Origin of the sequence: Streptomyces herbicida (genome assembly GCF_032656585.1) — a bacterium.
In the GTDB taxonomy this organism is placed as follows: domain Bacteria; phylum Actinomycetota; class Actinomycetes; order Streptomycetales; family Streptomycetaceae; genus Streptomyces; species Streptomyces herbicida.
Genome location: NZ_JAUYWJ010000001.1, coordinates 252,360 through 265,777 on the forward strand (window position 1 = coordinate 252,360; position 13,418 = coordinate 265,777).

Consider the following 13,418-nt stretch of genomic DNA (forward strand, 5'->3'; position numbering starts at 1 on the left):
AGCAGGGGGACCCCCATCGCGTCGACTCCTTCCTCCGCCTTGCAGCTGGACGCGCCAGACCCCACTCACCTGCGCCGATCGGATGCCGCTTCCTTGCTGCGACCTGATCCGCCGGACAGGCCCTAGCTCAGACCGATCACGATCATCCCGAGCAGCATGGCCAGGGCGAGGAGAAGGCCGAGCCGCCGCAGCATTTCCTGCATGTCGCGCAGTTCTTTGGGCGGCTCGTTCTCCGGATCTGACCACAGCATGCCACCAGCGTGGGGCTTGGCGGGGTCGGTCGGCCTGAGTACGGGTACTCAAATCGCCACCCCGCATTGCACCGACGTGCGCGGGGGCCGCGCCTACCCCGGCCAGTAGGTGCGGGTCCAGGACGCCGGGCCCGGCCGCGGGACGCGGTGGGCCGCGATGCGGGCGGGGTCCGACCAGGAGTCCCTCGGGCCGGGCGCGCCGGGCGGCGTTGCTGCTGCCGCCGCGGCGCGGGCGCGGACCACCGCCAGGGCGGCGGCCAGCTCCTCCGGGGTGGGGTTGCCTCGTACGACCTTGATGTTCATGACCGCTCCAAAGGTCAGCGGGGCCTAGAGGGGGATGTTGCCGTGCTTCTTCGGAGGCAGGGATTCCCGCTTGGTGCGCAGCTGACGCAGGCCGCGTACGACGTGGCGGCGGGTGTCCGACGGCATGATCACCGAGTCGACGTAGCCGCGCTCGGCCGCGATGTAGGGGTTGAGGAGGGTGTCCTCGTACTCCTGGATCAGCTGGGCACGGGTCGCCTCGCCGTTTCCGGAGGTCTCCGCCTCGGCGATGGTCCGCCGGTGCAGGATGTTGACCGCGCCCTGCGCGCCCATGACGGCGATCTGCGCGGTCGGCCAGGCCAGATTGATGTCGGCACCCAGGTGCTTGGAGCCCATGACGTCGTAGGCGCCGCCGAAGGCCTTGCGGGTGATGACCGTGATCAGCGGGACGGTCGCCTCCGCGTACGCGTAGATCAGCTTGGCGCCGCGCCGGATGATGCCGTCGTGCTCCTGGTCGACGCCGGGCAGGAAGCCGGGCACGTCCACGAACGTGAGGACCGGGATGTTGAAGGCGTCGCAGGTCCGCACGAAGCGGGCCGCCTTCTCGCTCGCCTGGATGTCCAGGCAGCCGGCGAACTGCATCGGCTGGTTGGCGACGATGCCGACGGGGTGCCCCTCCACCCGGCCGAAGCCGGTGAGGATGTTCGGTGCGAACAGCGGCTGCGTCTCGAAGAACTCGGCGTCGTCCAGGATGTGCTCGATCACCGTGTGCATGTCGTACGGCTGGTTCGCGCTGTCCGGGACGATGGTGTCCAGCTCACGGTCCTCGTCGGTGACGGCGAGGTCCGCCTCCTCCGGGAACACCGGGGGCTCGCTGAGGTTGTTGGACGGCAGGTACGACAGCAGCTGCTTGACGTACTCGATGGCGTCCTTCTCGTCGCCCGCCATGTGATGCGCCACGCCGGAGACCGAGTTGTGGGTGCGGGCGCCGCCCAGCTCCTCGAAGCCGACGTCCTCGCCGGTGACCGTCTTGATGACGTCCGGGCCGGTGATGAACATGTGCGAGGTCTGGTCGACCATGACCGTGAAGTCGGTGATGGCGGGGGAGTAGACCGCGCCGCCCGCGCAGGGGCCCACGACGAGGCTGATCTGCGGGATGACGCCCGAGGCGTGGGTGTTGCGGCGGAAGATCTCGCCGTAGGCGCCGAGTGAAGCCACGCCCTCCTGGATCCGGGCGCCGCCGGAGTCGTTGATGCCGATGACCGGGCAGCCGGTCTTCAGCGCGAAGTCCATGACCTTGACGATCTTCTGGCCGTACACCTCGCCGAGCGCGCCGCCGAAGACGGTGAAGTCCTGCGAGAAGACGGCGACGGGACGGCCGTCGACGGTCCCGTACCCGGTGACGACACCGTCGCCGTACGGGCGGTTCTTCTCCAGGCCGAAGTTGGTGGACCGGTGGCGCGCGAACTCGTCGAGCTCGACGAATGACCCTTCGTCAAGCAGCAGGTCGATCCGCTCACGGGCCGTCAACTTGCCCTTGGCGTGCTGCTTCTCGACGGCGCGTTCCGAGCCGGCGTGCGTCGCTTCCTGGATACGGCGCTGGAGGTCCGCCAGCTTGCCCGCGGTCGTGTGAATGTCGATCTCTTCCGGCTCGGACATCGGGATGCGGCTCCCTGCCTGCTCAAAAGGGGGGACGGTTACTCATCCGTAGCGTAGTGGGGTGCCTATCAATCGGCAGTGCGGCGTTTACCACACCTAGGGTGGCTTGCATGACGCCGCAAGATGCTTCAGACGCGAACGACAACCGGTGGTCCGACCTGGACCGCCCGCCCCTCAACACGGCCGCGCTGCTGCGAGGTCTGGTGCGGGAGGGCGGACTGTGGACCGGCGTGGAGGTGGTGCAGCGCATCGGCTCCACCAACAGCGAGCTGGTCGCCCGCGCGGAGGCCGGGAAGGCCACCGAGGGCGCGGTGCTCGTCGCCGAGGAGCAGACGGCGGGCCGGGGCCGCCTGGACCGCCAGTGGACGGCACCGCCCCGCTCCGGCCTGTTCTTCTCGGTGCTGCTCAACCCCGCCGAGGTGCCGGTGGCCCGCTGGGGCTGGCTGCCGCTGCTCACCGGCGTGGCCGTGGCGACGGGGCTTGCCCAGTCGGCGGGGGTGGACACCTCACTCAAATGGCCCAATGACCTCCTGGTGACCGTGGGTGACGAGGAGCGCAAGACCGGCGGGATCCTGGCGGAGCGGGCCGGGGACGCCGGCGTGGTCGTCGGCGTCGGCATCAACGTCTCGCTCCGCGCCGAGGAGCTCCCGGTGCCGCAGGCCGGTTCGCTGGCGCTGGCAGGGGCCGTGAGCACGGACCGGGATCCGCTGCTGCGGGCCGTGCTGCGGTCCCTGGAGGACTGGTACGGCCGCTGGCGCGAGGCGGGGGGTGACCCGGTCTCCAGCGGTCTCCAGGAGACGTACGCGGCGGGCTGCGCGACGCTGGGAAGGGTCGTGCGGGCCGAGCTCCCGGGCGACCGGTCGATCGTCGGCGAGGCCGTGGCGATCGACGGCGACGGCAGGCTGATCCTGGCCACGGAGAACGGCGTCCAGGAGCCGGTCGGGGCAGGAGACATCGTGCACCTGCGACCTGCGTGAGCACGGTGCGGCCCCCAGGGCGGCCCGGCACGGACGCCGGGTGGCACACCTGCGCCGGACACCTCACCGTCGGCCCCACCTGACGGAGTGAGCTGGCGCACACCTGCCGTAGAGTTGAGGCCGGTCGATACGTGACCGCGGCAGATCGGAAGGGCAGCAGGCGTGACCGTCGACGATTCGGGCTCCGGCGCGGGCGCGGACGGCCGGGTGGACCCTCCCCCGCACTCGACACCGCTCGAGCGGGAGGAACCCCACGCCGCCGACGCCGGCGAAGACCCGCTCGCCCTGCGCCTCGAAACGCTCATCCTGGGCGCGGAGCGCCGTTACACACCGTTCCAGGCGGCCCGCAGCGCCGGTGTCTCCATGGAGCTGGCCTCCCGCTTCTGGCGGGCCATGGGCTTCGCCGACATCGGGCAGGCCAAGGCCCTGACCGAGGCCGACGTGCTCGCCCTGCGCCGCCTCGCCGGTCTCGTCGAGGCGGGGCTGCTCAGCGAGGCGATGGCGGTGCAGGTGGCCCGGTCCACCGGGCAGACCACCGCCCGGCTGGCCGAGTGGCAGATCGACTCCTTCCTGGAGGGGCTGACCGAGCCGCCCGAGCCGGGCATGACGCGCACCGAGGTGACGTACCCGATCGTCGAGCTGCTGCTGCCCGAGCTGGAGGAGTTCCTGGTCTACGTCTGGCGCCGCCAGCTCGCCGCCTCGGCCGGCCGGGTCGTACAGGGGGCCGACGACGAGGAGATGGTCGACCGGCGGCTCGCCGTCGGCTTCGCCGACCTCGTCGGGTTCACACGGCTGACCCGCCGCATGGAGGAGGAGGAACTCGGCGAGCTCGTCGAGGCCTTCGAGACCACCGCCGCCGACCTGGTGGCCGCGCGCGGCGGCCGGCTCATCAAGACGCTGGGCGACGAAGTCCTCTACGCCGCCGACGACGCGGGCACCGCCGCCGACATCGCCCTGCGCCTGGTGGAGACCATGGCCAACGACGAGACGATGCCCGAGCTGCGCGTCGGCATGGCGTTCGGCACGGTGACGACCCGGATGGGCGATGTCTTCGGTACGACGGTGAACCTCGCCTCGCGGCTGACGTCGATAGCGCCACGCGACGCGGTCCTCGTCGACAGCGCCTTCGCCGAGGAGATCATCCGCACCGGCGAGGCCCCCGCCTCGGAGGCGGAGGCGGCCGAGGCCGCCGCCGCGGCGGAGAAGGAGGGCGAAGAGCCCCCCACCTACCGCTTCGCCCTCCAGCCGATGTGGCAACGCCCGGTCCGCGGCCTGGGCGTGGTCGAGCCGTGGCTGCTCACCCGTCGGGACGTTCCGCCGGCATCCGCGTGACCGCGGCGGGGCGCTCCGCGACCGCCCCCGCCCTCATCGCTCGTTCCGCGCCTCCTCGACGGGCCCCGGGTCGTGGCGCAGCAGCTCGGGCGAGACGTCGAAGGGGGCGCTCCACCAGTCGGGGACACAGCCGTCGGGACAGTGCTCGAACGTCCGGCATGTCGAGCACCACTCCCACAGCCGTCCGCGGCCCCTGAAGGACACCCCGCGGAAGACCTTCGCGCCGGTGTCCTCCAGCAAGTACGAGCGGTGCAGCGCACGGACACCACACACCGGACACGGGGTGTTGAGGTCCGGGCCGGTCCAGTCCTCGTTGAAGACGACCCGCCAGGCCCGGTGCTCCTCGGAGTCCGTCTCCCCGCCAGTCGCCCGGCTCGCTCATCTGCTGTGCAAGGCCGCTTCGATGTCCTCGAAGACGGCGACGTAATCATCCGCGACCTCTCGCACATCGGGCGATGAGTGTGTCGACGCCCGTCGCACCAGCGCCGCCAGCACGGCCCATGCCCGCATCGCCTCGAGCGCTTCGGCGAGCCGGCGGGAGGTGTCGTAGGCATCCTCGTCCGCGTCGTCGGCGTCGAGCAGGTCACGGACGAGGTCCGCGAGATGCTCGACGACGACTTCCTTCGGAGCCTGCATCGCCACGTCGCGGCCTGACCGCACCAGCGGTGGGACAGGCTCAGCGCCATGACCTCGCGCAGGATCGCGCCGTCGATGTAGTACGGGTCGCCGCGGAGAATCTCCAGCGCCTCCGCCCAGTGGTCACTGGTGCGGCCCAGTCCTTCCAGCAACAGCTGCTGCGGCGAGGCCGCGCCGGCGAGCAGGTCGACCTGCTCGCGGCGGAGCGCGGAAGCAGCTTCGCGGACTCGCTCCCAGCCGGCTGTCGTAGTACGTCCACTGCTGAGTGGTGGTAACACCCGGCACGCACCGGTGTCGATCCCGGCGGCCGGCGCCGCCCGGAAGGCCCAGCAGCAGGCCGCGGCACTGCGCGCCGCCCACCACCTGCCCAACCGGCCACCACTCCACCGACGTCAGACCGGCAGGGGGCATGGCCGGCCGGCGAAGAGATCATGAACGGATTGCGTGGTGGTTGCGTGCGGGCGGGGTCTGGTGCGCGCTGGGCTCCAGGCCGTCCACGCACAGCCCGATGACCGGCACGCACAGACCTCCGCCGTGACTCGGCTGCGGGGCCGGGGCGGTCGTGGGGTGGCTGGGTTCCGGTGTCGGTGTGGGGTCGGGACGCGGGGCGGCCGGGGGTGTCGTGGCCGGTGCCGGGGTGGTGTGCGCAGGCGTCGGGCCGTGCGTAGGGCCGTGCGTCGTCCGTGTGACGGCGGTCGGGATCGTCGTGGGGACGTCCGTCGGAAGGGGTGAGGCGGTGGGCGTGGCGCTCACCCCGCCCATGACGGAGGTCGCCGAGGGCGGAGCCGTCGGTGCGGTCCCCGCGGAGGCGGCCGGGTCCGCCGGCGACCGGTCGGTGCCGCCGCCCGGATCCAGCCGGGGTTCCGCCTCGGCGGTGCCCGGGCCGCCGACCCCGGAATCCGGAGATATGCGTACGAGGCTGATGACACCGGCGGCCAGGACGAGCCCTCCGGCAGCGAGCAGGGCCTTGCGCGGGCGGGGCCGGCGGTGGCGGCCGCGGCGGGGGACGGACACGGCGGTGGTCGCATCCGCGTCCCTGAACGTTTCCGCACACGCTCCCGCCGCTTCGGTGCGCTGTGTTCCCGTGCCGGTTGTTCCCGTGTCGGCTGTTCCTGTGCCGGTTGTTGCCATACCCGTTGTCCCTGTGTCCGCCATCGCGATCCCTCCCCGCTGCGCGCCCCCCGATGCGCCGTGGCGGAGCGCACGCTATGCGCTCCCGCGGGCGGTACGGCGGTAGTCGGCCGGGAAGTCACTCGAACGGGGACAACCGGGCCGGCTCTTTTCCCGGCCGGGGCCGGCTGCGATGATCGGGGCACAGGAAGTTAACCCGCGTTAACACGTCGACCGGAGGGTGTCATGAGCGAGGAGCGGTTCGGGGAGTTCGTGCTGGTGCGGCGACACGGGCAGGTCGCGGAGCTCGTGCTGGACCGGCCCAAGGCGATGAACGCCGTCTCCACCGAGATGGCCCGGTCCATCGGGAGCGCGTGCGCGGCGCTCGCCGCCGACAAGGACGCGCGGGTGGTCGTCCTGACGTCGACGCACGAGCGGGCGTTCTGCGTCGGGGCCGACCTGAAGGAGCGGAACTCCTTCACCGATGCGGACCTGGTGCGGCAGCGGCCGCTGACGCGGGGCGCGTACACCGGAGTGCTGGAGCTGCCGATGCCGGCGATCGCCGCGGTGCACGGCTTCGCGCTGGGCGGCGGCTTCGAGCTGGCGCTGTCCTGTGACCTGATCGTGGCCGACCGTACCGCCGTGGTGGGGCTGCCCGAGGTGTCCGTCGGGGTGATTCCGGGCGGCGGCGGTACGCAGCTGCTGCCGCGGCGGGTCGGGGCCGCGCGGGCGGCCGAGCTGATCTTCTCGGCGCGGCGTGTGGAGGCGGCCGAGGCGCACGAGCTCGGGCTGGTGGACCAGTTGGTCGACGAGGGCCGCGACCGGGAGGAGGCGCTGGCCCTGGCCGACCGGATCGCCGGCAACTCCCCGGTCGGTCTGCGCGCGGCAAAGCGGGCGCTGCGCCTCGGGCACGGGCTGGATCTGCGCACCGGCCTGGAGGTCGAGGACGCGGCCTGGCGTGCGGTGGCGTTCTCGGGCGACCGGGCGGAGGGCGTGGCGGCGTTCAACGAGAAGCGGAAGCCGCAGTGGCCGGGGGAGTGACCCTGCCCAGGCAGGGCTCGGGCGAGGTCAGGTCCTCCACCTGATCGCCTCACCGATGTCCCTGTTCGTCCAGAAAATCCCTAACCTGGAGTGATGGGTGAGGACGAGCGGCTCACGGCGGTCGTGGCGCTGGCGCAGGGGATGGCGGCGGCGCACACCCCGCGCGAGTCATGGCGCGCAGCGGCGCTCGGCGCGTGCCGTGCGCTCGACGGGAGCTTTGCCGCGTTGTCGGTGTGGGAGCGTGATCTCGGACGGCTGAAGGTCCTCGTGAACGTGGGGGAGCGGGCCTCGGACGAGGAGGAGTTCCCGGAGGCCGAGTCCTACCCGGTGCACCAGTTCCCCGAGATCACCGAGTTTCTGCACGAGCGGTGGGCGGGCGGCGGCGGGCCGAACGCCTGGGTGGAGACGGCCGAGGGTCCCGCCGCCGGGCGCCCCGGCTACTTCCACCAGCGCGTCGCCGCCCTGCGCCGCCGCGGCCGGGGCTGCTGTGTGGTCGCCCCGGTCGTGCTGCACGGCCGCGCCTGGGGCGAGCTGTATGTGGCCCGCCAGGTCGGTGTCCCCGTCTTCGGCCGGGGCGACGCCGACTTCGCCACCGTGCTGGCGGCCGTGGTCGCGGCCGGCATCGCACAGACCGAGCGGCTGGAGGAGGCCCGGCGGCTGGCGTACACGGATTCGCTCACCGGTCTCGCCAACCGGCGCGCCGTCGACGTACGCCTCGACGAGGCCATCGAACTGCACCGCAGGGAGGGGGTCGTGGTGAGCCTCGTCGTCTGCGATCTGAACGGGCTCAAACGTGTCAACGACACGCAGGGGCACGCGGTCGGGGACCGCCTCCTGGAGCGCTTCGGCTCGGTGCTGTCGCTGTGCGGCGCGATGCTGCCCGGGACTCTCGCGGCGCGCCTGGGCGGCGACGAGTTCTGTCTCCTCGCGATCGGCCCGCCCGCGGACGACGTGGTCAAGGCGGCGGACGAACTGTGCCGTCGCGCCGCGGAGTTGGAACTGGGCGAGGGGGTCGCGTGCGGGGTCGCCTCGACGGACGAGCCCATCGGGCCGGTCCGCTCCGCGCGCCGTCTCTTCCGGCTCGCGGACGCGGCCCAGTACCGGGCCAAGGCGGTCCGTGCCGAGAAGCCGGTCGTGGCCGGCCGCGAGGGCCCGGACGACCCGGTCGTACGGCTCGCGGACACCCCGCCCCCGGAGCGGGCCGAGCGGCGCGCCTTCCGTGGGCGCCGGCCGTGACGTGAACCGGGTAAGGGGCAACCCCGTTCCCCACTAGTGACATCGTCGCATTCAATGCGTACGCTCCTGAATATGGATATGCACACTGTGGTGGTGGGGACGTCCGGTCTCACGGCGTCCGACGTTCTCGCCGTGGCGCGCGGCGGCGCCCGGGTCGAGCTCTCCCCGGAGGCGGTGGCGGCCCTCGCGGCGGCCCGGGAGATCGTGGACGCGCTGGCGGCCAAGCCGGAACCGGTCTACGGCGTAAGCACCGGCTTCGGCGCCCTGGCGACCCGGCACATCAGCCAGGAACTGCGCGCCCAGCTGCAGCGCAACATCGTCCGCTCGCACGCCGCCGGCATGGGTCCGCGCGTCGAGCGGGAGGTCGTCCGAGCCCTGATGTTCCTGCGGCTCAAGACCGTCTGCTCGGGACACACGGGCGTGCGGCCCGAGGTCGCCCAGACCATGGCCGACGTGCTGAACGCGGGCATCACCCCGGTCGTGCACGAGTACGGCTCCCTCGGCTGCTCCGGCGACCTGGCCCCCCTCTCCCACTGCGCCCTCACGCTCATGGGCGAGGGCGACGCCGAGGGACCCGACGGGACCGTCCGCCCCGCCGGTGAACTCCTGGCCGAGCACGGCATCGCCCCCGTCGAGCTGCGCGAGAAGGAGGGCCTCGCCCTCCTCAACGGCACCGACGGCATGCTCGGCATGCTGTTCATGGCCCTCGACGACCTCGAGATGCTCTACAAGTCCGCCGACATCACCGCCGCCCTCAGCCTGGAGGCGCTGCTCGGCACGGACAAGGTGCTCGCCCCCGAGCTGCACGCCATCCGCCCGCACCCGGGCCAGGGCGCCTCCGCCGCCAACATGCTGGCCGTGCTCAAGGGTTCACAGCTCACCGGCCACCACCAGGACGACGCGCCCCGCGTCCAGGACGCGTACTCCGTGCGCTGCGCCCCGCAGGTCGCCGGCGCCGGCCGTGACACCCTCGCGCACGCCCGGCTGGTCGCCGAGCGCGAGCTGGCCTCCGCCGTCGACAACCCGGTCGTGCTGCCCGACGGCCGCGTCGAGTCCAACGGCAACTTCCACGGCGCCCCGGTCGCCTACGTCCTGGACTTCCTCGCCATCGCCGCCGCCGACCTCGGCTCCATCGCCGAGCGCCGCACCGACCGGCTGCTCGACAAGAACCGCAGCCACGGCCTGCCGCCGTTCCTCGCGGACGACGCGGGCGTCGACTCCGGGCTCATGATCGCCCAGTACACCCAGGCCGCCCTGGTCAGCGAGATGAAGCGGCTCGCCGTACCGGCCTCCGCGGACTCGATCCCGTCCTCCGCCATGCAGGAGGACCACGTCTCCATGGGCTGGTCGGCCGCGCGCAAGCTGCGCACCGCCGTCGACAACCTGACCCGGATCATCGCCGTCGAGCTCTACGCCGCCACCCGCGCCATCGAGCTGCGCGAGGGCCTCGCCCCGGCCCCGGCGTCGCAGTCCGTCATCGAGGCCGTACGGGCGGCCGGTGTCGAGGGCCCCGGTCCGGACCGGTTCCTGGCGCCCGACCTCGCGGCCGCCGACGCGTTCGTGCGGGGCGGCGGGCTCGTCGCCGCCGCGGAGAAGGTCACCGGACCGCTCCTGTAGGCACGGAACGAAGAGGGGCCCTGTCTTCGGACGGGCCCCTCTTGCGTCTCCTACGTCACTTGAGCTTGGCCGCCTGGGCCTTGATGACCACGGGCGGCACCGCGTAGGCCTTCTTGGACATCATCGCGCCGATGTTCATCGTGTAGTAGGTCACGAGGGTGTTCTTGTGGCGCACGACCTCGACGTGGACCGGAGCGGCGTCCCCGTCCTCCATGTCGGCGGTCGCGGCGAACGCCACCGACTCGTCGCCCGTGCCCGAGGACTTCTCCTCGGCGATCTTGGTGTACTTCTGCTTGTCGCTGCCCACGGTCGCGGTGAAGCCGCCCGAGCAGCCCTTGACCGCGTCGGAGACCGACTTCAGCGCCTTCTCGGCCCCGTCCCCGTCGTACGAGGCCAGGCCGAGGATGGTGACGTCCCGGTCCAGGGACTTGTTGATCGCGTCCTCGAACTTGCCGTCGGCCAGGTCGCCCATGGACGTCGCGTCGTCCGTGGGGTCCTTCTTGTCCTCCATGACCGTGCGGCCGGTCTGCGTCACCGCGCCGCCCGGCCCGCGGCCGCTCAGGGAGTCGAGAAGCGGCTCGCACTGGGCGGCGTCGGCCTTGGCCGTCTTCCTGACCGAGTCCGTCTTCGCGGGGGTGACCTTGTACCCGTCCACCTCGCCCTGAGCGAGGATCAGCTTCTTCAACTCCGCGGCGCTCAGCGCCTTCGTGGCCGGTTCCGACCCCTTGGCGTCCCCGGAGCCTCCGGAGTCCTTGGAACCCCCGTCGGAACAGCCCGTGACAAGGGCGAGCGACAGCACGCTCACTGCGGCGGTGGCGCACAGCCGCACGCCCGATGATCTCTTCATGATCGGACTATGAGACTTGAGTCAAAGAATCGTCAAGTAATTTAAAAACCCAAGCGTTCCCGGCGCACCGAATACACCACAAAACCCGCACCCACGGCGAGGAAGAGCGTTCCGCCGACGACATAGGGCGTGGTGTCCGGGCTTCCCGTGTCGGCCAGTTGGGTGCCGTCCGCCGCGTCCGCCGCGGTCTCCGTGGTCGCCTCCGACATCGCCCTGGCCTGCTGGGTGACCTGCGTCGCCGAAGTCTCCGCTCTCGCCGGGGCGTCCTGCGACGCATTGGCGGACGGGACGAACCACAGGGCGCCCAGCAGGGTCCCCGCGGCGGTGGCGGTCAGCAACGAGCGGCGAGCGGATGACACGGAATATCGATCCCCCTTGTGACGCTGGCGAATTGGCCGTGTGGGGCGATGTTAGTGAAAATCGCGGGTCACGGGAAAGTCACGGGAGGTTTCGGTCGTACGCTCCGGGCATGAGCACTCCAGAGACATCACGTTTTGTACGCCTTCGGGTGGAGCTGGTCCTCGAGATCGAGGACGCGGACGCCGTGACGAAGCGGGCGCTGCAGCGCCTCGCCGGTGACACCGAGATGCCGGACGAGGAGCGGACGCACGCCGAAGGGGCTGTGACGGAAGACACCGCCGAGGCCATCGCGTATCTCGTGGATCCGTTCGACCTGGTCAGTGAGGTGCCCGGGGTCGAGCTCCAGCAGGCCTCCTGGTCCAGCGAGCGGATCGAGTACGACCCCGACTCGCCGGACTGGGACCTCGACGACGATGATGTCGAGGAGGACGAGGAAGAGGGCATCGGCTGAGCGTTCTGGGGAATTCGTGACCCCGGGCGGCAACCGCCGTCCGGGGTTTCGTCGTCTCAGGGGGCGCACGAGCGGACTCCGCACCACCCCCGCCCCGGCGGACGTGGTGTGGCCCACACATCCGGTGTATGTGGAACGGGGCGAGTCGGCCGTAGCGTTGAAGGTTCTTGAGCCGGGGGCTCGGTGTTTCGCGGATTCGGCAACGATGGAGAAGCGTGTGATGACGGACAGTAAGCGGCGCAAGGGCCTGATGGCCGCGTCCGCACTGCTCGGCGGTGTTCTGGTGCTCACGGCCTGTTCCGGCGGCGACGACAAGGCCTCCGGCACCGGCGGCGACACCTCGCAGGCGAAGGCGGACGAGGCGGCAGCCAAGAAGTCCTCCGAGGCCCAGATCACGATCACGCCCAAGGACGGCTCGAACAACGCCTCCATCAACAACTCCGCCGCCGTCACGGTCAGCAAGGGCACGCTGACCAGCGTCAGCATGACCACCACCGACGGCAAGACCGTCGCCGGCGCGCTGTCCGCCGACAAGAAGAGCTGGAAGCCGACCGGTCAGCTGGAGCGTTCCACCAGCTACAAGGTCGCCGCCGAGGCCAAGGACGCCGCGGGCCTCGTCGCCCACGAGAACGCCTCGTTCACCACGGTCTCCCCGGCCAACAGCTTCATAGGCAACTTCACGCCGGAGGACGGCTCCACCGTCGGCGTGGGCATGCCCGTGTCGATCAACTTCGACAAGGCGATCACCAACAAGGCCGCGGTCCAGAAGGGCATCACGGTCACCTCCAGCAGCGGCCAGGAGGTCGTCGGCCACTGGTTCAACGCCAACCGCATCGACTTCCGCCCCGAGACGTACTGGAAGGAGAACTCCACCGTCACGCTGAAGCTCGCGCTCGACGGCGTCCAGGGTGCGAACGGCGTCTACGGCGTGCAGCAGAAGACGGTCACCTTCCACATCGGCCGCAACCAGGTCTCCTACGTCGACGCGCAGACCAAGCAGATGAAGGTCACGCAGGACGGCAAGACCATCAAGACCATCCCGATCTCCGCCGGTTCGCCCGAGAACAAGACGTATCAGGGCATCATGGTCATGTCGGAGAAGTTCAAGGAGACGCGCATGAACGGCGCGACCGTGGGCTTCACCGACGACGACGGCAAGGGCGAGTACGACATCAAGGACGTGCCGCACGCCATCCGCCTGACCAGCTCCGGCACCTTCCTGCACGGCAACTACTGGGGTGCGAAGTCCATCTTCGGCAGCGTCAACACCAGCCACGGCTGTGTGGGTCTGTCGGACACCAAGGGCGCGAACGACCCGAACACGCCCGCCGCGTGGATGTACAACAACTCGATCCTCGGTGACGTGGTCGTCGTCAAGAACACCGGCGACAAGACCGTGGCGCCGGACAACGGCTTCAACGGCTGGAACATGGACTGGGCGCAGTGGAAGGCCGGTTCGGCCGCCTGAGCACAGCCATCCCGCAGCTTGACCGATGCCGCCCCCGCCGAGGGGCGGCATCGGCGTTTCCGGGCCCTTCCTGGGCCTTTCCGGGCCCCTTCTGGGGTCGGCCACAGCCTTCTCATCGTTCTCTTATTGCGGCCTTATCGAGTCATCACGGTGCGTCCCTAGCTTGCGGGCC

The 13,418-nt window shown here is 71.0% G+C and carries 15 protein-coding genes; 7 read left to right on the top strand and 8 right to left on the bottom strand.

Features of this window, described 5'->3' with window-relative positions; genetic code table 11:
• Positions 1–122 precede the first annotated feature (122 nt).
• The 3 genes from mmpB to Q8A52_RS01125 all read right to left on the bottom strand — a co-directional run bounded on the left by mmpB (position 123) and on the right by Q8A52_RS01125 (position 2,171).
• Positions 123–251: a morphogenic membrane protein MmpB gene (gene mmpB, locus Q8A52_RS01115; protein WP_316747750.1), complete on the bottom strand. Its 129-nt coding sequence runs from the start codon at positions 249–251 to the stop codon at positions 123–125.
• Positions 252–344: 93 nt separating this feature from the next.
• Positions 345–554 carry an acyl-CoA carboxylase epsilon subunit gene (locus Q8A52_RS01120; RefSeq protein ID WP_316747752.1) on the bottom strand — a complete coding sequence of 70 codons (210 nt, stop codon included), beginning with the start codon at positions 552–554 and terminating at the stop codon, positions 345–347.
• A 24-nt stretch (positions 555–578) separates the two neighbouring features.
• On the bottom strand, positions 579–2,171 hold the full coding sequence (locus Q8A52_RS01125) for an acyl-CoA carboxylase subunit beta (RefSeq protein WP_316747754.1): 1,593 nt from the start codon (positions 2,169–2,171) through the stop codon (positions 579–581).
• A gap of 110 nt (positions 2,172–2,281) precedes the next feature.
• Between Q8A52_RS01125 and Q8A52_RS01130 the strand changes: the two genes are divergently transcribed.
• Both Q8A52_RS01130 and Q8A52_RS01135 read left to right on the top strand, forming a co-directional pair.
• Positions 2,282–3,148 (top strand): biotin--[acetyl-CoA-carboxylase] ligase, encoded by an 867-nt coding sequence (locus Q8A52_RS01130; RefSeq protein WP_316747756.1) that lies wholly within the window; start codon positions 2,282–2,284, stop codon positions 3,146–3,148.
• Positions 3,149–3,310: 162 nt separating this feature from the next.
• Positions 3,311–4,480, top strand: coding sequence for an adenylate/guanylate cyclase domain-containing protein (locus Q8A52_RS01135; RefSeq protein ID WP_316747758.1), 1,170 nt, complete (start codon positions 3,311–3,313; stop codon positions 4,478–4,480).
• A gap of 33 nt (positions 4,481–4,513) precedes the next feature.
• On the opposite strand, the gene Q8A52_RS01140 is transcribed toward Q8A52_RS01135, so the two are convergent.
• The 3 genes from Q8A52_RS01140 to Q8A52_RS01150 form a co-directional block, all read right to left on the bottom strand.
• Positions 4,514–4,753 (bottom strand): hypothetical protein, encoded by a 240-nt coding sequence (locus Q8A52_RS01140; RefSeq protein WP_316747760.1) that lies wholly within the window; start codon positions 4,751–4,753, stop codon positions 4,514–4,516.
• A gap of 105 nt (positions 4,754–4,858) precedes the next feature.
• Positions 4,859–5,116 (bottom strand): hypothetical protein, encoded by a 258-nt coding sequence (locus Q8A52_RS01145; RefSeq protein ID WP_316747762.1) that lies wholly within the window; start codon positions 5,114–5,116, stop codon positions 4,859–4,861.
• A 429-nt stretch (positions 5,117–5,545) separates the two neighbouring features.
• On the bottom strand, positions 5,546–6,130 hold the full coding sequence (locus tag Q8A52_RS01150; RefSeq protein ID WP_316747764.1) for a hypothetical protein: 585 nt from the start codon (positions 6,128–6,130) through the stop codon (positions 5,546–5,548).
• A 342-nt stretch (positions 6,131–6,472) separates the two neighbouring features.
• On the opposite strand from Q8A52_RS01150, the gene Q8A52_RS01155 reads away from it, so the two are divergent.
• From Q8A52_RS01155 to hutH, 3 genes are all read left to right on the top strand, one after another.
• On the top strand, positions 6,473–7,267 hold the full coding sequence (locus Q8A52_RS01155; protein WP_316747766.1) for an enoyl-CoA hydratase/isomerase family protein: 795 nt from the start codon (positions 6,473–6,475) through the stop codon (positions 7,265–7,267).
• A 93-nt stretch (positions 7,268–7,360) separates the two neighbouring features.
• Positions 7,361–8,503 carry a GGDEF domain-containing protein gene (locus Q8A52_RS01160; RefSeq protein ID WP_316747769.1) on the top strand — a complete coding sequence of 381 codons (1,143 nt, stop codon included), beginning with the start codon at positions 7,361–7,363 and terminating at the stop codon, positions 8,501–8,503.
• Between the two features lie 78 nt (positions 8,504–8,581).
• On the top strand, positions 8,582–10,120 hold the full coding sequence (hutH, locus tag Q8A52_RS01165; protein ID WP_316748730.1) for a histidine ammonia-lyase: 1,539 nt from the start codon (positions 8,582–8,584) through the stop codon (positions 10,118–10,120).
• A 55-nt stretch (positions 10,121–10,175) separates the two neighbouring features.
• Here the strand turns inward: hutH and Q8A52_RS01170 are convergent, their stop codons facing one another.
• Together Q8A52_RS01170 and Q8A52_RS01175 are read right to left on the bottom strand one after the other, a co-directional pair.
• Positions 10,176–10,967 carry a hypothetical protein gene (locus tag Q8A52_RS01170; protein ID WP_316747770.1) on the bottom strand — a complete coding sequence of 264 codons (792 nt, stop codon included), beginning with the start codon at positions 10,965–10,967 and terminating at the stop codon, positions 10,176–10,178.
• A gap of 41 nt (positions 10,968–11,008) precedes the next feature.
• Positions 11,009–11,326 (bottom strand): LAETG motif-containing sortase-dependent surface protein, encoded by a 318-nt coding sequence (locus Q8A52_RS01175; RefSeq protein WP_316747772.1) that lies wholly within the window; start codon positions 11,324–11,326, stop codon positions 11,009–11,011.
• 110 nt (positions 11,327–11,436) lie between these two features.
• Between Q8A52_RS01175 and Q8A52_RS01180 the strand changes: the two genes are divergently transcribed.
• Both Q8A52_RS01180 and Q8A52_RS01185 read left to right on the top strand, forming a co-directional pair.
• Positions 11,437–11,778, top strand: a complete 342-nt coding sequence (locus Q8A52_RS01180; RefSeq protein ID WP_316747774.1) for a hypothetical protein — start codon at positions 11,437–11,439, stop codon at positions 11,776–11,778.
• Between the two features lie 220 nt (positions 11,779–11,998).
• Positions 11,999–13,246 (top strand): L,D-transpeptidase, encoded by a 1,248-nt coding sequence (locus tag Q8A52_RS01185; protein WP_316747776.1) that lies wholly within the window; start codon positions 11,999–12,001, stop codon positions 13,244–13,246.
• Positions 13,247–13,418 lie beyond the last annotated feature (172 nt).